This is a genomic window from Cupriavidus sp. 01L46, assembly GCF_056399905.1.
The window spans coordinates 45,446-62,169 of sequence record NZ_JBFTSF010000002.1; the positions used below are offsets into that span (position 1 = coordinate 45,446).

Annotated in this window: 17 protein-coding genes; all 17 read right to left on the reverse strand. The window is 63.0% G+C overall.

Annotated elements, in window-relative coordinates; genetic code table 11:
- Nucleotides 1-7: 7 nt before the first annotated feature.
- On the reverse strand, nt 8-964 hold the full coding sequence (locus AC1DS3_RS01100) for an alpha/beta hydrolase (protein ID WP_441635757.1): 957 nt from the start codon (nt 962-964) through the stop codon (nt 8-10).
- A gap of 83 nt (nt 965-1,047) precedes the next feature.
- On the reverse strand, nt 1,048-1,470 hold the full coding sequence (locus AC1DS3_RS01105) for a CoA-binding protein (RefSeq protein WP_441635867.1): 423 nt from the start codon (nt 1,468-1,470) through the stop codon (nt 1,048-1,050).
- Nucleotides 1,471-1,475: 5 nt separating this feature from the next.
- Nucleotides 1,476-2,480, reverse strand: a complete 1,005-nt coding sequence (locus AC1DS3_RS01110; protein ID WP_477126550.1) for an RsiV family protein — start codon at nt 2,478-2,480, stop codon at nt 1,476-1,478.
- 775 nt (nt 2,481-3,255) lie between these two features.
- Nucleotides 3,256-3,672: a F0F1 ATP synthase subunit epsilon gene (locus tag AC1DS3_RS01115; protein WP_043350759.1), complete on the reverse strand. Its 417-nt coding sequence runs from the start codon at nt 3,670-3,672 to the stop codon at nt 3,256-3,258.
- Nucleotides 3,673-3,813: 141 nt separating this feature from the next.
- Nucleotides 3,814-5,217 (reverse strand): F0F1 ATP synthase subunit beta, encoded by a 1,404-nt coding sequence (atpD, locus tag AC1DS3_RS01120; RefSeq protein ID WP_150987508.1) that lies wholly within the window; start codon nt 5,215-5,217, stop codon nt 3,814-3,816.
- Between the two features lie 33 nt (nt 5,218-5,250).
- Nucleotides 5,251-6,126 (reverse strand): F0F1 ATP synthase subunit gamma, encoded by an 876-nt coding sequence (atpG, locus tag AC1DS3_RS01125; protein ID WP_477126551.1) that lies wholly within the window; start codon nt 6,124-6,126, stop codon nt 5,251-5,253.
- 74 nt (nt 6,127-6,200) lie between these two features.
- The gene (gene atpA, locus AC1DS3_RS01130; RefSeq protein ID WP_253929172.1) at nt 6,201-7,742 is read right to left on the reverse strand and encodes a F0F1 ATP synthase subunit alpha; all 1,542 of its coding nucleotides are present in this window, start codon (nt 7,740-7,742) and stop codon (nt 6,201-6,203) included.
- Between the two features lie 49 nt (nt 7,743-7,791).
- Nucleotides 7,792-8,331, reverse strand: coding sequence for a F0F1 ATP synthase subunit delta (locus tag AC1DS3_RS01135; protein WP_441635762.1), 540 nt, complete (start codon nt 8,329-8,331; stop codon nt 7,792-7,794).
- Between the two features lie 2 nt (nt 8,332-8,333).
- Nucleotides 8,334-8,804 carry a F0F1 ATP synthase subunit B gene (locus AC1DS3_RS01140; protein WP_043350775.1) on the reverse strand — a complete coding sequence of 157 codons (471 nt, stop codon included), beginning with the start codon at nt 8,802-8,804 and terminating at the stop codon, nt 8,334-8,336.
- A 99-nt stretch (nt 8,805-8,903) separates the two neighbouring features.
- The gene (gene atpE / locus AC1DS3_RS01145; protein ID WP_006157246.1) at nt 8,904-9,170 is read right to left on the reverse strand and encodes a F0F1 ATP synthase subunit C; all 267 of its coding nucleotides are present in this window, start codon (nt 9,168-9,170) and stop codon (nt 8,904-8,906) included.
- A 62-nt stretch (nt 9,171-9,232) separates the two neighbouring features.
- Entirely contained in the window at nt 9,233-10,096 is an 864-nt protein-coding gene (gene atpB, locus AC1DS3_RS01150; RefSeq protein WP_150987512.1) for a F0F1 ATP synthase subunit A, read from the reverse strand.
- 244 nt (nt 10,097-10,340) lie between these two features.
- Nucleotides 10,341-10,841 (reverse strand): ATP synthase subunit I, encoded by a 501-nt coding sequence (locus AC1DS3_RS01155; protein ID WP_043350778.1) that lies wholly within the window; start codon nt 10,839-10,841, stop codon nt 10,341-10,343.
- A 377-nt stretch (nt 10,842-11,218) separates the two neighbouring features.
- The gene (locus AC1DS3_RS01160) at nt 11,219-12,121 is read right to left on the reverse strand and encodes a ParB/RepB/Spo0J family partition protein (RefSeq protein WP_043350783.1); all 903 of its coding nucleotides are present in this window, start codon (nt 12,119-12,121) and stop codon (nt 11,219-11,221) included.
- Between the two features lie 52 nt (nt 12,122-12,173).
- Nucleotides 12,174-12,947 (reverse strand): ParA family protein, encoded by a 774-nt coding sequence (locus tag AC1DS3_RS01165; RefSeq protein WP_043350788.1) that lies wholly within the window; start codon nt 12,945-12,947, stop codon nt 12,174-12,176.
- 68 nt (nt 12,948-13,015) lie between these two features.
- The gene (gene rsmG / locus AC1DS3_RS01170) at nt 13,016-13,723 is read right to left on the reverse strand and encodes a 16S rRNA (guanine(527)-N(7))-methyltransferase RsmG (protein ID WP_441635768.1); all 708 of its coding nucleotides are present in this window, start codon (nt 13,721-13,723) and stop codon (nt 13,016-13,018) included.
- The gene (mnmG, locus tag AC1DS3_RS01175; RefSeq protein WP_477126552.1) at nt 13,724-15,664 is read right to left on the reverse strand and encodes a tRNA uridine-5-carboxymethylaminomethyl(34) synthesis enzyme MnmG; all 1,941 of its coding nucleotides are present in this window, start codon (nt 15,662-15,664) and stop codon (nt 13,724-13,726) included.
- A gap of 196 nt (nt 15,665-15,860) precedes the next feature.
- A complete protein-coding gene (locus tag AC1DS3_RS01180; RefSeq protein ID WP_441635772.1) occupies nt 15,861-16,721 on the reverse strand; it encodes an N-formylglutamate amidohydrolase in 861 nt (286 codons plus the stop codon).
- Between the last annotated feature and the right edge of the window lie 3 nt (nt 16,722-16,724).

Below are 16,724 nucleotides of genomic sequence, written 5' to 3' on the forward strand. Positions count from 1 at the left end.
CGGCAGCTTAGATGTCCGCCGCCAGTTCCTTGAAGGCCTGCGCTGCGCGGCGCATCCATTCGCGCGCGCGCGGGGCATCGGGCTGCAGGCGGGCAAAGCCATGCGTCATCCCGCTCGCCTCCAGCGTGATCACCGGCGCGCCGTAGCGCACCAGATAGTCAGCGTAGGCCAGGCCGTCGTCGCGCAGCACGTCGTGGGCGGCAACCACCACCACGCTGGCCGGAGGCAGGTGCTGTGGCGCGGCGCCCATCAGGTGGATGCGCGTGTCTTCGATGGCGGCGCCAGCGGCAAGGCGCTCGGCGCCGATGAACTCCGTCCAGAACCAGGCCATCTCGTCGCGGGTGAGGCCGGGGCCATCCGCAAAGGCGCGATAGCTTTCGCTGGCCAGCACGGGCGCGGCCACGGGATAGATCAGCAACTGGGCGTTGACCAGGCCGGGACGCCCATGCGCATTGGCCCAGCGCGCGGCCTGCGCGGCCAGGTGCCCGCCCGCGCTGTCGCCCGCCACGGCCAGGAAGCCTGCATCCAGGCGCAACCGGACGCGTTGCTCGGCGAACCACAGCACCGCCTGCAGCGCGTCGTCGCACGGCGTGGGGAACGGATGCTCCGGTGCCAGCCGGTAATCCACACTGGCCACCGCGCAGCCGGTGTCGGCGGCGAGCAGCGCTGCCACGCTGTGATGCGTGTCATGCGAACCCACCACCCAGCCGCCGCCATGGAAATAGACAATCAGGCGCGGCTCGGCCACGCCTTCCGGGCAGAACAATCGCGCCGCCAGCGTGCGGCCGGGTAGCGCCAGCTCCATGTCGGTGGACTTGATGCCCTCCGGGTCGGGCACGACCGAGGTCGCCGCGATCTCGGCGAAGCGCGCGCGGCGGCCGGCGGCACCGGCCGGCTCGGGCTGCCCGGCGTAGCGTTCGGAGAGCCGGCGGTAGTAGTCGAGAAGCTGGGGATCGATGGCCATGGCTGCTTGAGGCGGGGTTGAGGGTGAGATTGGGAACTAGATTCAGAGCTAGATTCGGAGCTAAGGTGACTAGTTTAGCGGGATCAGGCGGCCTGTCGCATCAGCTCGATCTTGCTGCAGCGGTCCTGCACCGCCAGCAACCCGGCGGCGGCGGCCCGGGCAAAAGCCGCATCATGGACAATGCCGAGTTGCAGCCAGACGCCGCGGGCGCCGATCGCGATGGCATCCTCGACCACCGGCGGCACATCGGCGGCGCGGCGGAAGATATCGACCCAATCAATGCGCTGCCCGGACTTGGCCAAGGCCGCGGCGGCGTCGGCGAGGCTGGCGTAGCAGGTCTCGCCCAGGATGCGCTCACCCGCATGGCGCGGATTGACGGGGACAATGCGATAGCCGTGGCGCTGCAGGTAGGCGGCTACTTCATGGCTGGGCCGGTCCGGGTGCCCGGACAGGCCGGCCACTGCTACCGTCTTCATCGCCAGCATGCCGCGAATGGCTGTCTGCATCTCGCTCACGTCGATTCCTTCTCGTTGGGTTCGGGGGACTGGTCGCGGCCGGCACCGGCCGGGCGGGCGCAACTGCCCAGCCGCGCGAACGGCACCGCTGCCTGGTAGGCGCCCTGCGCAAATGGGCCGACCGCGTAGGGGGCGTAGTGCAGCACCACGCCGCCGCGGTACAGGGTAAACGGAACGCGCGATTCCTGCAGCGCTTGTGCATCAAGCGCGCCACGCGCGGGCTCGGCCGCGCCCTGCCGCTTCAGTGCGGCTTGTAGCTCGTCGTTAAGTTTTTGCAAGCAGGCCTCGCCCGGCTGCAGGAGATCGGCAAGCCCGACCCGGCGATAGACCGGCGGGGCAGTTGGCGCGGATGCCATTGCACCCGCCGGGCCGCGACGCCGCCACGTGCCACTCACGAAGTCAAGGCTGCCATGCGCGCCACCGCTGTAGCGCCAGGTGGTGCGCAGCAGGCTGACGTTGCCGGCATCCAGCCGCATTACCTCGATCGCGCTACGGCATTCCTGTTCGCCCTGGCCGCAGCCGCTGGCACGGAGCGACGTAATGAGCGCATCCACATGCGGGCGGCCGGTTTCGGGATAGCGTTCGGTAAGACGTGCACCAGCCACATTCACGGTGCGCTCGCGATAGATTGCCTTGCGCGTGAGCGTCAATGCCTGGCGGCGGGACCCGTCGGTATTCATCCATTCCCCACTGACACTCAACCCATCGGAGGAGACGGTGCCCTCGAAACGTGCACCATCGCGGGCTTCGGGATACTCAACAGGCGCCTGGCCAGTGGCACGCTCGCGCACGCTCAGCCGTCCGTCGGATGTCAATTGGCCATCGAGTTGACGCGGTGCGGAGGCAAGCATTGAATCGTAACGGGCCGTGCCGTCGACTCCACCAGTGCCCGCGCGCGGAAATATCGTCAGCGAGACCTGTATGTGGCCGTCGAGCTCGCCTTGCCAGAGCGCGCCAGTGGGGGCTTGCGGCTCAGCCGCGCCAGCCTGGCCAGCCGCCATGAAAGACGTGGCCAGCAGCGCCGCCAGCCTATGCTGGACAAGGCCTCTCGCGATATCGACGGAGGCCTGGGCAGAGCGGTAAAAAGGGGGAAAGGGGAAGGAAAGCGGCATGGCAGTGGATGGCCGGACCGCAAGGCGGATGGCAGGATCAGCGAAAGCTATCGGACCCGCGCCGCGCAGTGATGTTCCCGCCGCCTGGCGGCGAGTGCGGTGGCACGTGGTCTAACGTGCCCATTTATGCCTATTTAGACGCTTATTTAGTTACCGCGCTTTCAACTTCTTGCAAACCGATACATTTTGTTACTGCCATCCCCAAAAGTTTCCCCCACAATGCTTCAACACAATCAGTTTTTGTGAAAGGCGTTCCCTCCCCCAGCAGAAAGGGAGGGCGTCATGGAAGAAAGCCTAAGGAAGCATTCCCACCCAGATTGACCGGATCACAGGCGATGCCTGTGATCGGTGTACCAGGTTGAGATGATGTTGGCGCTTGCCGGTTCCGGCTGGTTGGATCGTCTGAATGCGATCAATACCGCCTGACCGAGTGCTGGACCACCAAGAATGTGGTTAGCGTCTGTTGGTTGACCTGGACCTTACCCGTTCCTTCGAATTGACCCCTCGAAGGGATTTTCCCGTCCGCGCGGTGCCTCCCCGGCCCGCGCGCTTTTTTTTTGTCCTGAGCCGACAGAATAGTCGTTGGCATAAAAAAAGGCAGCCTCGCAGCTGCCTTTTTTTCGCCGCCGCCAAAAAAACAACAGCTGCGGCGGCCCTGCTTTTCTTACCGTTTCCGGCGCAGGCGCGCGATGGCGGCCAGCTGTGCTGCTGCCACGGCAAGCTCGCTCTGGGCACGTGCCAGGTCGAGATCGCTGCTCTGGTTCTGCATCAGCTCTTCGGCGGCGCGCTTGGCTTCCTGCGCCTTGGCTTCGTCGAGGTCGCTGCCGCGGATAGCGGTGTCTGCCAGCACGGTGACGTGCTTGGGCTGGACTTCGAGAATCCCGCCGGCCACGAACACGAACTCTTCGCTGCCGTCTTCCTTCTCGATGCGCACCGCGCCCGGCTGGATACGCGTAATCAGCGGCGTATGGCCCGGCAGGATACCCAACTCGCCCGACTCGCCCGGCAGTGCCACGAACTTCGCCTGACCGGAGAAGATCGACGATTCGGCGCTGACGACGTCTACAAGAATGGTTGCCATGTGAATTCCTTTAGTCCCTGAAAGCTTCGGCTTCCCGTTGCCAGGAAGCAAGTATTCCGCTGCCGTGCTGAGCGCGGCCGCCCCGGACATCGCTGTCCGTGGCTAGGCCGCCACTACGGCGCTGGCAGCGAAAGACGCCGCTTACTGGAGCTTCTTGGCCTTCTCGAAGGCTTCGTCGATCGAGCCGACCATGTAGAACGCTTGCTCCGGCAGGTGATCGCACTCGCCGTCCACCAGCATCTTGAAGCCGCGGATGGTTTCCTTCAGCGTGACGTACTTGCCCGGCGAACCCGTGAACACTTCCGCAACGTGGAAGGGCTGCGACAGGAAACGCTGGATCTTACGAGCGCGCGACACCGACTGCTTGTCTTCCGGCGACAGTTCGTCCATGCCCAGAATCGCGATAATGTCGCGCAGTTCCTTGTAGCGTTGCAGCGTTTGCTGCACGCGACGGGCCACGTCGTAGTGCTCTTGACCCACGACTTGCGGGTCCAGCTGACGCGAGGTCGAGTCGAGCGGATCGACTGCCGGGTAGATACCCAGCGCGGCGATGTCACGCGACAGCACGACGGTCGAGTCCAGGTGCAGGAAGGTGGTAGCAGGCGACGGGTCGGTCAAGTCATCCGCAGGCACGTACACGGCCTGGATCGACGTGATCGAGCCAGTCTTGGTCGAGGTGATGCGCTCTTGCAGCTTGCCCATTTCCTCGGCCAGCGTCGGCTGGTAACCCACTGCGGAAGGCATACGGCCCAGCAGTGCGGACACTTCGGTACCGGCCAGCGTGTAGCGGTAGATGTTGTCGACGAAGAACAGGATGTCACGGCCTTCGTCGCGGAACTTCTCGGCCATGGTCAGGCCGGACAGTGCCACGCGCAGACGGTTGCCCGGCGGCTCGTTCATCTGGCCGAACACCATGGCCACCTTGTCGAGAACGTTCGAGTCCTTCATTTCGTGGTAGAAGTCGTTCCCTTCACGGGTACGCTCGCCCACGCCGGCGAACACCGACAAACCGCTGTGCTGCTTGGCGATGTTGTTGATGAGCTCCATCATGTTCACGGTCTTGCCGACGCCGGCGCCACCGAACAGACCCACCTTGCCGCCCTTTGCGAACGGGCACACCAGGTCGATCACCTTGATGCCGGTTTCGAGCAGGTCAACCGAAGGCGACAGTTCATCGAACTTCGGGGCCTTCTGGTGGATCGAGCGCAGCTCGTCCGAAGCGATCGGGCCGGCTTCGTCGATGGGACGACCCAGCACGTCCATGATGCGGCCCAGCGTGCCGTGACCGACGGGCACCGAGATCGGGGCGCCAGTGCCCTTCACTGCCATGCCGCGGCGCAGGCCGTCCGACGAGCCGAGGGCAATGGTACGCACCACGCCGTCACCCAGCTGTTGCTGCACTTCGAAGGTCAGGCCCTTCTCGGCGAACGAGGCTTCGTTGCTGTCTTCCAGCACGAGCGCTTCGTAGACCTTAGGCAGCGCGTCGCGGGGGAACTCGATGTCCACCACGGCGCCAATACACTGCACAATATTTCCGATACTCATTTCGTATCTCCGATAGCTTGAATACTTGACGCCTTAGACGGCTGCGGCACCGCTGACGATTTCCGACAGTTCCTTGGTAATCGCTGCCTGACGGGTCTTGTTGTAGACCAGTTGCAGTTCGCCGATCACGTTCTTGGCATTGTCGGATGCCGCCTTCATGGCCACCATGCGCGCCGATTGCTCGGACGCCATGTTTTCGGCCACGGCCTGGTACACCAGCGCTTCGACGTAGCGGACCAACAGTTCTTCCACTACGGTCTGTGCGTCGGGCTCGTAGATGTAATCCCACGAGTAGGCGCGCTTTTCATCTTCGGTCTGGGCAAACTTGTCGGCGGGAAGCGGCAGCAGCTGCTCCACCATCGGCTCCTGCTTCATCGTATTGATGAACTTGGTGTAAGCCAGGTACACAGCATCGACTTCACCATTGGTGAAGGCGTCGAGCTGGACCTTAATGGCACCGATCAGTTTTTCCAGATGCGGGGTGTCACCGAGGTGCACCACGTGCGAGAGCACCTTGGCGCCGATGCGGCCCATGAACTGCAAGCCCTTGGAACCAATGGCGGTGCTCTGCACCTCCACGCCGCGGCTTTGCAGCTCACGCAGCTCATTGGTTACCGCACGCAGCACGTTCGTGTTCATGCCGCCGCACAGCCCCTTGTCCGTCGTTACCACGATCATGCCGGCGCGCTTGATGTCGCGTGCCACCATGAAGGGGTGCTTKAACTCGGGGTTGGCCGCAGCCAGGTGCGCCGCGATATTGCGCACTTTCTCAGCATAGGGACGGGCGTTGCGCATCCGTTCCTGCGCCTTGCGCATCTTGGACGCGGCGACCATCTCCATCGCCTTGGTGATCTTGCGCGTGTTTTGCACGCTCTTGATCTTGGTTCGAATTTCTTTCGTTCCGGCCATATCTTCCTCTCCATTCGTGCCGCACCGGCACCGTCATGGCAACGGTGCCGGCGCAGTTTCGTGGAATTGCGCGGTTAGAACGCGGCGGACTTCTTGAAATCCTCGATCGCGGCACGCAGGGTGGCTTCGTCTTCCTTCGACAGATCCTTGGAATCTTCGATGCGGCTGACGAGGTCGGCGTACTTGGTCTTCAGATGGTCGTGCAGGCCCTTCTCGAACGGGAGAATGTCCTTCACTTCCACGTTGTCGAGGAAGCCGTTGTTGGCTGCGTACAGCGACGCGGCCAGCTGCCACACCTGCAGCGGCAGGTATTGAGCCTGCTTGAGCAGTTCCGTCACGCGGCGGCCGCGCTCCAGCTGCTTGCGGGTGGCATCGTCCAGGTCGGAAGCAAACTGCGCGAACGCAGCCAGTTCACGGTACTGGGCCAGGTCGGTACGGATACCGCCGGACAGCTTCTTGACGACCTTGGTCTGGGCGGCACCACCAACGCGCGACACCGAGATACCGGCGTTGATTGCGGGGCGCACACCTGCGTTGAACAGGTCGGTTTCCAGGAAGATCTGGCCGTCGGTGATCGAGATCACGTTGGTCGGCACGAAAGCGGACACGTCGCCAGCTTGCGTTTCGATCACGGGCAGCGCGGTCAGCGAGCCGGTCTTGCCGGTCACTGCGCCCTTGGTGAACTTCTCGACGTAGTCGGCGTTCACGCGGGCTGCGCGCTCGAGCAGACGCGAGTGCAGGTAGAACACGTCGCCGGGGTAAGCTTCGCGGCCCGGCGGGCGGCGCAGCAGCAGCGACACCTGGCGGTAGGCCCAGGCTTGCTTGGTCAGGTCGTCATAGACGATCAGCGCGTCTTCGCCGCGGTCGCGGAAGTACTCGCCCATCGTGCAACCAGCGTAGGCAGCCAGGTACTGCATGGCGGCAGAGTCCGAAGCCGTAGCAGCAACGACGATGGTGTACTCCATCGCGCCCAGTTCTTCGAGCTTGCGCACCACGTTGTTCACGGTCGAAGCCTTCTGACCGATTGCCACGTAGACGCAGAAAACGCCCTTGCCCTTCTGGTTGATGATCGCGTCGACAGCAACGGCGGTCTTGCCGGTCTGGCGGTCGCCAATGATCAGCTCGCGCTGGCCACGGCCGATCGGCACCATCGCGTCGATCGACTTCAGGCCGGTCTGCACTGGCTGGCTGACCGACTGACGTGCGATCACGCCAGGGGCAACCTTTTCGATCACGTCGGTTTCTTTGGCGTTGATCGGGCCCTTGCCATCGATCGGCTGACCCAGCGTGTTGACCACGCGGCCCAGCAGTTCCTTGCCAACCGGCACTTCCAGAATGCGGCCGGTGCACTTGACCGGGTCGCCTTCGGAAATGTGTTCGTAGTCGCCCAGCACCACGGCGCCGACAGAGTCGCGCTCGAGGTTCAGTGCCAGACCGAACGTGTTACCGGGGAATTCCAGCATCTCGCCCTGCATCACGCCAGACAGGCCGTGCACGCGGCAGATACCATCGGTCACGGAAATCACCGTGCCGGTGTTGCGCACTTCAGCGTCGGCGCCAAGACCCGAGATGCGGGACTTGATCAGCTCGCTGATTTCTGAGGGGTTCAGTTGCATCACAATGCTCCTAATTCTTCAATCCGTCGGCTGGTGCGCTTCTCGCGCATCATGCGGTCAGCGCCACTTGCATTGCTGCCAGGCGCGCACGCACGGAGGTGTCGAGCACTTCGTCGCCGACCTTGACGCGCACGCCGCCAATCAGCGACGGGTCCACCGCAACCGAGGGCTGCAGCTTGCGGCCGAACTTGCGTTCGAGCGCGGCGACGAGGTCGGTCAGGCTTGCGCCCTCAATGGGGAAGGCACTCGTGATCTCGACATCAGCCGACCCTTCACGGTCGTTCTTGAGCGCATGGAACTGCTCGGCGATTTCCGGCAATACCGACAGGCGGTGGTTATCCACCAGCAGGCTGACGAAGCGCTTGGCTTCGTCGTTGACCGGAGACTTCAGGGCCGACAGGAACAGTGCGCCCAGCTTGTCGCCGTGCACGTTCGGATCGCCAGCCACCGCCTTCATGTCGGGATTGGCGGCAACTTGCCCCATTTCCGACACCAGCTCGGACCATGCATCCAGATTGCCGCTCGATTCGGTCGCGACGCGGAACAGCGCCTCGGCGTAGGGACGGGCAATGGTTGCGGTTTCAGCCATGATTAGAGCTCAGCCTTGAGTTGATTGAGCAGATCCGCGTGGACCTGCGCGTTCACTTCGCGCTTGAGGATCTGCTCGGCACCCTTGACGGCCAGCACGGCGACCTGGTCGCGCAATTGCTCGCGCGCGCGGGTAACTTGCTGTTCGGCTTCGGCCTTGGCCTGGGCAATGATGCGTGCGGCTTCTGCCTGGGCGTTTTGCTTGATCTCGTCAGCGGTCAGCTGAGCGCGCTTCTCGGCGTCAGCGACGCGTTGAGCGCCTTCGGTGCGGGCTTCGGCCAGGGCCTGGTCCACACGCTTGTTGGCGAGTTCGAGCTCAGCCTTGCCTTTTTCGGCGGCGGCGAGGCCATCGGCGATCTTCTTTGCGCGTTCGTCGAGCGCCTTCACCAGCGGCGGCCAAATGAATTTGGCAACTACCCACCACAGGATGAAGAACACGACCATCTGCGCAAAAAACGTTGCGTTCAGATTCATGGTGTGTTCCTTTCGGTAATCAAACTACAGATAAATGCGCAAGGGCGGCCAGGCTAAGTGGCCCGCGCCGCCCGTCAGCATCATGCAGACCGAAAAGAATTACTTGATGACAGCCAGCAGCGGGTTGGCGAATGCGAACAGCATTGCAACGCCCACGCCGATCAGGAATGCTGCGTCGATCAGGCCAGCCAGCAGGAACATCTTGGTTTGCAGCGGGTTCATCAGTTCAGGCTGACGTGCGCACGCTTCGATGTACTTGCCACCCATCAGGGCGATACCCAGGCAGGCGCCGATTGCGCCCAGACCGATGATGATGCCGATACCGATGGCGGTCAGACCCTGGATGTTGGCGAGATATGCTTGCATGACTACTCCTTTAATTGAGAAGAGACTTAGAACCAAAAAACCGAAAAACCGAAAAACTTAAATCAGTGGTGATCGTGTGCCTGGCCGATGTACACCAGCGTCAGCATCATGAAAATGAAAGCCTGGAGCAGAACGATCAGGATGTGGAAGATCGCCCATACCGTACCGGCCAGCACATGACCGACGAAGCCCAGCGCGGAGAGGTCCGCACCGAACGTCCAGATGGAACCCAGCAGCGCGATCAGCAGGAACACCAGTTCGCCGGCGTACATGTTGCCGAACAACCGCATGCCCAGCGAAACCGCCTTGGCCAGGAATTCAATCAGGTTCAGGATCAGGTTGAACGGGGCCAGGTACCACTTGGCGCCGAACGGGGCCGACAGCAGTTCATGGGCGAAGCCGCCCACGCCCTTGATCTTGAAGCTGTAATAGATCATCAGCACCAGCACTGCGCACGACATGCCCAGCGTACCGTTCAGGTCAGCCGTGGCAACCGCGCGGTGGTGCGGCAGATGGATGTGGAAGATGCCCAGCAGGCCGTTCAGGCCGGTAACCCAGTCGACCGGGATCAAGTCGATGGCATTCATCACCGTGATCCAGCAGAACACCATCAGTGCCAGCGGCGCGATGAAGGAACGGTCGCCATGGATGATGCCCTTGGCCTGGTCGTCGACCATCTCGACGATCATTTCGACGAAAGCCTGGAAGCGGCCCGGCACGCCAGCGGTCGCGCGGCGCGCGGCGGCGTACAGGAAAATCACGGCGATGGCACCGCACAGCACCGACCAGAACACGGTGTCGTAGTTAAGGACGCTGAAGTCAACGACGGAGGCTTGCTTGCCGCCAACCGTGTTGAGGTTCTGCAAGTGTTCGGCGATATAGCCGGAGGGGGTGAGGGCCTGTTCGGCGCCTTGAGCAGCTGACATGTCGAAACGAACCGTAATATTGCGAAACCAGTTGCCGGCATTTGCCGGTACGCTTCTTGCACCGCCTTCAGCACACTTTGCTGGTCACCGCGGGCAAGCTCGTTTGAACCTTATCCACGCCGCGCTTCACTGTTGTGACGCGCCACGCAAAAACATCTTGATATTCTGTTTTCGTGCCCCACTTCGACGAGAAGCACACTTATCCGACCTACCGCGCCTGGCCGGCCCACCCTGGGGCACAACCTCAGCGAATCGCCAGCGCGACCCAGTAAGTCTTGAGCACAAGCAGGAACGTGACCAGCATCGGTACCCAGCGCAACTCGCTGTACAGCACCACCACCAGGACGAACAACCCGGCGGTGGCAAACACCTTGATCGCCTCGCCGACCACCAGTCCGCTGATCGAGGGACGTTCGCGCGCCATCCAGAGTCGCAGCGCGAAGAAACCGCTGGGCACGAAACACACCGTGCCACCGAATAGTGCCGACCAACCCGCCGCACCGGCGTTGCCGCCAGCAAAGAGTCGCCAGGCAATGGCCGACAACAAGGTAACCGCAACCTGCGCCAGCACGACCCTGCCGGGCGTCATGCGCGAAGGGCGCAGCGCGCGCTCGCCGAACAGCGTTTCCGCCTCGACGCGCGACAGCGGATCGACCGCCTCTTCTTCGCGTTCTGCCTCGTCTTCCCAGGCATCACGCGTCTGCCAGTCGGTTTTCCGGCCGGCATCCTGACGATCTGAAACCACCTGCTATTGCCTTTGCTCGTTGCTGCTTGTTGTTTAATCCGCCCCGGAACTTTTCTGGACCGGCCGGAATTCAAACCGCACGATTTTACGAGGAATGCACCATGCGAGTCAATCTGCTTACAGACGCCTTGCAACAGTCCGCATTTCACTTGCAATCGCCACGAACCCATATTGCGTGCGCGGCCGACGCCCAACAATAACGCGCCAGGTAATTGAGCTGCCTAGGGCTGGCGGCGCACCATGATCGTTTATCGGCCTTGCACAGACCTTACACAGGCGTGCGCGCGCCGAGCCAGAACCGGCCGGCACCAAATTGCACCAAGCCGCTGCACAGCCGCACCGACCGTTAATCGCGCACTATTTTTGGGAAATCCCGCTCAGGCGGGTGACTGGCTTTCGCCGGGCTCGCGCAGGCGTGTCAGCACACCGTCGAGCGCATCATTGCTGGTGAAGTGAATGGTGAGCTGGCCTTTGCCCCGCACGCCCAGCTTGATCTGCACMGGCAGGCCAAGCACGTCGGATAGTTCTTCCTCAAGACGTGCCACGTCGCGCGCCGGCGCGCCGTTGTTCGGCTTCTGCAACCTGAGGTCAAAGGGCTTGAGGGTGGAGGCTACCAGCTTTTCGGTCTCGCGCACCGATAAACGTTTGTTAACGATCTGATTGGCGAGCGTGATCTGGTTGGCGCCGTCAGCGGAGAGCAGCGCACGGGCGTGGCCCATGTCGAGGTCGCCCGCCATCAGCATGGTCTGCACCGGCTGGGCCAGGTTCAGCAGACGCAGCAGGTTGGACACCGCGCTGCGCGAGCGCCCCACCGATTCCGCTGCCTGCTCGTGGGTGAAATTGAATTCGCGCACCAGGCGCATGATGCCTTGCGCTTCTTCCAGCGGGTTGAGGTCTTCACGCTGGATATTCTCGATGAGCGCCATCGCGGCCGCGGCTTCGTCGGCCACGTCCTTGACCAGTACCGGCACCTCTTCGAGCCCGGCGATCCTGGAGGCGCGGAAGCGGCGCTCGCCAGCAATGATCTCGTAGCGGTCCGGCTCGGCAACGCGGCGCACCAGGATCGGCTGCATCAGGCCTTGGGCACGGATGCTCGCGGCCAGCTCCTGCAGCGCGCCTTCGTCCATGCGCGTGCGCGGCTGGTACTTGCCAGGCTGGAGCTGGTCCAGACGGAGCACAGAGGGCGCACCCTCCTGCTTCACGGCGTCGACGATCTCGGCTGGCCCACCCAGCAGGGCTTCCAGTCCGCGGCCCAGGCCCTTCTTCTTCGCGGTGCTCATCTCGGTATCCTGTATTCGGTGACTCTCAACCCGGTGACTCTCAACCCGGCGTTCAGTCGAGTTGCTTGACGCGCGCGATCATCTCGGCGCCGAAATCGAGGTAGGCCTTGGCCCCCTTGGACGACGGATCGAACGCCACACCCGGCATGCCATAGGACGGTGCTTCTGCCAGCCGCACATTGCGCGGGATGACGGTCTTGAACACCTTCTCGCCAAAATGCGACTCAAGCTGGGCCGACACCTGTTGCTGCAAGGTAACGCGTGGATCAAACATCACACGGAGCAAGCCAATCACCTTCAGGTCGCGATTGAGGTTGGCATGCACCTGCTTGATGGTATTGACGAGATCGGACAGCCCTTCCAGCGCGAAGTACTCGCACTGCATCGGCACGATCACGCCGTTGGCCGCGCACAGCCCGTTGAGGGTCAGCAGCGACAGCGACGGCGGGCAATCGATCAGCACGAAATCGTATTCGGCATCGACCTCGGCAATCGCGTTCTTGAGACGTTTCTCGCGCTGGTCCAGTTCGACCAGTTCCACTTCCGCGCCGGCCAGTTCGCGGTTGGCGGGCAGCACGTCGTACTTGCCGGATTCGGAATGCTGGCGTGCCTGGCTCACCGTCGACAAGCCAACCAGCACCTGGTAGACGCTGTGCTCGAGCGACTGCTTGTCGATGCCGGAACCCATCGAGGCGTTGCCCTGGGGATCCAGGTCGATCAGCAACACACGCTGGTCCTGTGCCGCCAAGCCGGCGGCAAGGTTCACCGTGGTGGTGGTCTTGCCGACGCCGCCCTTCTGGTTTGCGATCACGAATACCTTGGCCATATGTTCCTGCTGCTCCTGCTTGATTTCTACCTGCCGGGGGTGGGCGCCGGCGACAACCACCGGCCGGGTCAGCGGCGCGACAGCACCACCAGGTGACGTTCTGCGTCCAGTTCCGGCACGGTCAGGCGCGGTATTGCCTCGACCTGCCACTCGGCCATCAGGCCGGCCGCTTCCATGCGATCGAGTTCGGGCTGAGGATAAACGCCCTTCATGGCAATCAGCTTGCCGCCCGGCGCCAGCAGGTGGCCGGCGAGCGATGCAAAATCGCTCAGCTCGGCAAACGCACGAGACGTAATGACTGCATACCCCTTGTCGTCTTCCAGCTTCTCGACCGGGCCCCAGTGGGCGGCGGCGTTGGACAGGCCGAGCTGTGCCCGGCACTGCGTGAGGAAAGCGGTTTTCTTTTGCACGATGTCGACCATCAGCACCGACAGGTCGGGACACGTGATGGCCAGCGGCAGACCAGGCATGCCGCCACCCGAACCCACGTCCAGCACCCGGCCACGCGCGCCCTCCTCTACCGCCGCGGCGCGAGCCGCTTGGGCCAGCGCCGGCACGGCGGCCAGCGAGTCGAGCATGTGGTGCGTCAACATCTCGTCGGGATGACGGATGGCGGTCAGGTTATAGATGGCATTCCATTTGCGCAGCAGTGCCAGGTAGGCAAACAACTGATCGATCTGGCTCGCGGAGACCGCCAGGCCGATGGCGGACAAGCCGGCCTCCAGGCGGCGGCGCTGGTCGGCGTCATCCACGGCCGCGTAACGTTGGTTCCTCACTCAGGCGGCCTCTTGGCTGGAGTCGGACTTGGCACRCCCCATGCCCTTCTTTTTCAGATGGACCAGCAGCAGCGAAATCGCAGCCGGCGTCACGCCAGAAATTCGCGATGCCTGGCCGAGGGTCTCGGGCCGGTGCTGGTTCAGCTTCTGGCCCACCTCGATGCCAAGGCCGCGCACTTCCGTGTAGTCGAAATCCTCGGGCAGGCGGGTGGATTCGTTGGCTTCGAGCTTGTCCACTTCTGCGGCTTGCCGCGCGATGTAGCCGTGGTACTTGATACCAATCTCGATCTGCTCGCGAATCTGCCCGACCAGCAGAGGATCGGCATCGAGTGCCTGGGCAGGTGCGAACTTGCCGTCCTGCAGCGCCATCAGCGCTTCGTACGTGACAGCGGGACGGCGCAGCAGATCGGCGAGGTTGTACTCGCGCTCGATCGCTTTGCCCAGCAGCGGCACGGCATCGGCTTCCGGCAGGATGCTCGGATTCACCCAGGTACCCTTCAGCCGCTCTGTTTCACGTGAAACAGCATCGCGTTTCCGGTTAAATGCATCCCAGCGCACATCATCGACCACACCCAGCTCCCGACCGGCCTCGGTCAGTCGCATATCGGCATTATCTTCACGCAGGCTCAAACGGAACTCGGCGCGGCTGGTGAACATTCGGTACGGTTCCGAGACCCCACGGGTGATCAGATCATCGACCAGAACCCCAAGATAGGCTTGGTCCCGCCGGGGAGTCCAGGCATCGCGCTCCCGTACGAAGCAGCCGGCATTGATCCCGGCCAGCAGGCCCTGGGCAGCGGCTTCTTCGTAGCCGGTGGTGCCGTTGATTTGCCCGGCGAAGAACAAGCCGCTGATGGCCTTGGACTCCAGCGAGGCCTTGAGGGCACGCGGATCGAAGTAATCGTACTCAATGGCGTAGCCGGGGCGCAGGATGTGCGCGTTCTCCATGCCGCGGATCGAATGCACCAGGGCAAGTTGCACGTCGAACGGCAGGCTGGTGGAAATACCGTTGGGGTAGAACTCGTTGGTCGTCAGCCCTTCCGGTTCCAGGAAGATCTGGTGGCTGTCCTTGCTGGCAAAGCGGTGGATCTTGTCCTCGATGCTGGGACAGTACCGCGGCCCTACCCCTTCGATCACGCCGGTGTACATCGGCGAGCGATCCAGGCCGCCACGGATGATGTCGTGGGTCCGGCTATTGGTATGCGTGATCCAGCACGGCAGTTGCTGCGGGTGCTGCTCGGCACGGCCCAGGAAGGAGAACACCGGCACCGGATCGAGATCGCCGGGCTGCTCGTCCATCACGGAGAAGTCGATGGTGCGTCCGTCGATACGCGGCGGCGTACCCGTCTTCAGGCGGCCCTGCGGCAGCTTGAGCTCCTTCAGGCGCGCCGACAGCGAGACCGAGGCTGGGTCGCCCGCGCGACCGCCAGTGTAGTTATCCAGCCCGACGTGAATCTTCCCATCGAGGAAGGTCCCGGCGGTCAGCACCACGGCACGAGCGCGGAAGGTGATGCCGACCTGGGTGACAGCGCCGACGACACGATCACCCTCCACTACCAGGTCATCCACGGCCTGCTGGAACAGCATCAGGTTGGGCTGATTCTCCAGCCGCGTGCGAATCGCCTTGCGATACAGCACGCGGTCCGCCTGAGCGCGGGTGGCACGTACGGCCGGGCCCTTGCTGGAATTCAGGATGCGGAATTGGATGCCCGACTCATCCGTGGCTGCCGCCATGGCGCCGCCCATTGCATCCACCTCCTTGACGAGATGGCCCTTGCCAATGCCGCCGATGGACGGATTGCAGCTCATCTGACCAAGGGTCTCGATGTTGTGGCTCAGCAGCAGCGTCTGGCAACCCATACGCGCCGCGGCGAGTGCAGCTTCCGTGCCGGCGTGGCCACCACCGACAACAATKACATCGAATTCTTTTGGGTAAAGCATGGAGGCACCTCCTCCGGGAGGCTAGCGGGAATAAATCGGGATGCCGAATTATAACGGCAATCTCCGTGGCGCCCCTGCGCCGCAGCATGTTTCACGTGAAACATGCTCCATGAAGAACTTGGGTGTGTTCCACGTGAAACAAAAAACCGGGCGCAATGGCCCGGTTTCTCATGTGCATGGCGGAAGGCCGCAGCACTTACGGTCTGCGCTGCTCGCTCAGATAAACGCCGATGCGCTCGACAAGTCGACCAAGATTTGTCCGAAGTTCGTCAAAGCCACTGTTGCGCTCTCGCGTCACTTCATCCATGTACAAGGGCCGGCGGATCTCGATCTGCAAGCTGTTACGCCGTTCGGCCGGACGGCCGATCTGTGCGATCAGTTGCACGCCCTTATACGGATCATTGCGTGCCACGGTATATCCCAGCGCGCGCAGCTCCGATGCCACCAGCCCGACAAAGCCAGCCTCGCAGGTGGCGCCATCGCGGTCGCCCAGCACAAAGTCCGCCAGCGGATGCGGACTCTGAATCTTGAGGCGCTCGTATGCATTGTTCGGCATCGAGTGCAGGTTCAGATGCCAGACCGCCCCGAAGCGCCGATAGGTGTCCTCCACCGCTTCCGACAGCGCCTGATGGTAGGGGCGATAGTAGCGGTCGATCCGGTCGCGTACCTCTTGCAGCGAGAGCTTACGGTCGTAGATCGGCGTGGCCGCATCCATGTTCCGCCAGATCAGCCCGTAGCCGAGGCGAGTCTTCTCGCCTGGCGCCAGCGGCTCGGGCCAGGTGCCGTCCAGCAAGTCGGGGTCCAGATCATCTAGCGTGCGATTGGGATCGATGTAGACCCGCGGAAAATTGGCCGCGATCAGCGTACCGCCGACGCGCGGCACGGATTCCCAAAGCGCGTCGATATGCGTGTCCTCGCCGGCACGCAGCCGCTGCGTGGGGATTGCCGCCCGGAAATCCTGCGGGTAACGGGTGCCACTATGCGGCGAGTCGCACACCAGCGGCAGCGTCTGGGCCGAGGGCGAGAAGCGGACAAAGGGCTCGAAGTTGTCGCTCATCGC

Bases quoted from the DNA above. Each gene is read 5' to 3' on its own strand.
- AC1DS3_RS01100 (WP_441635757.1), bottom strand. From the start codon at position 964: ATGGCCATCGATCCCCAGCTTCTCGACTACTACCGCCGGCTCTCCGAA.
- AC1DS3_RS01105 (WP_441635867.1), bottom strand. From the start codon at position 1,470: ATGCAGACAGCCATTCGCGGCATGCTGGCGATGAAGACGGTAGCAGTG.
- AC1DS3_RS01110 (WP_477126550.1), bottom strand. From the start codon at position 2,480: ATGGCGGCTGGCCAGGCTGGCGCGGCTGAGCCGCAAGCCCCCACTGGC.
- AC1DS3_RS01115 (WP_043350759.1), bottom strand. From the start codon at position 3,672: ATGGCAACCATTCTTGTAGACGTCGTCAGCGCCGAATCGTCGATCTTC.
- atpD (WP_150987508.1), bottom strand. From the start codon at position 5,217: ATGAGTATCGGAAATATTGTGCAGTGTATTGGCGCCGTGGTGGACATC.
- atpA (WP_253929172.1), bottom strand. From the start codon at position 7,742: ATGCAACTGAACCCCTCAGAAATCAGCGAGCTGATCAAGTCCCGCATC.
- AC1DS3_RS01135 (WP_441635762.1), bottom strand. From the start codon at position 8,331: ATGGCTGAAACCGCAACCATTGCCCGTCCCTACGCCGAGGCGCTGTTC.
- AC1DS3_RS01140 (WP_043350775.1), bottom strand. From the start codon at position 8,804: ATGAATCTGAACGCAACGTTTTTTGCGCAGATGGTCGTGTTCTTCATC.
- atpE (WP_006157246.1), bottom strand. From the start codon at position 9,170: ATGCAAGCATATCTCGCCAACATCCAGGGTCTGACCGCCATCGGTATC.
- atpB (WP_150987512.1), bottom strand. From the start codon at position 10,096: ATGTCAGCTGCTCAAGGCGCCGAACAGGCCCTCACCCCCTCCGGCTAT.
- AC1DS3_RS01165 (WP_043350788.1), bottom strand. From the start codon at position 12,947: ATGGCCAAGGTATTCGTGATCGCAAACCAGAAGGGCGGCGTCGGCAAG.
- AC1DS3_RS01180 (WP_441635772.1), bottom strand. From the start codon at position 16,721: ATGAGCGACAACTTCGAGCCCTTTGTCCGCTTCTCGCCCTCGGCCCAG.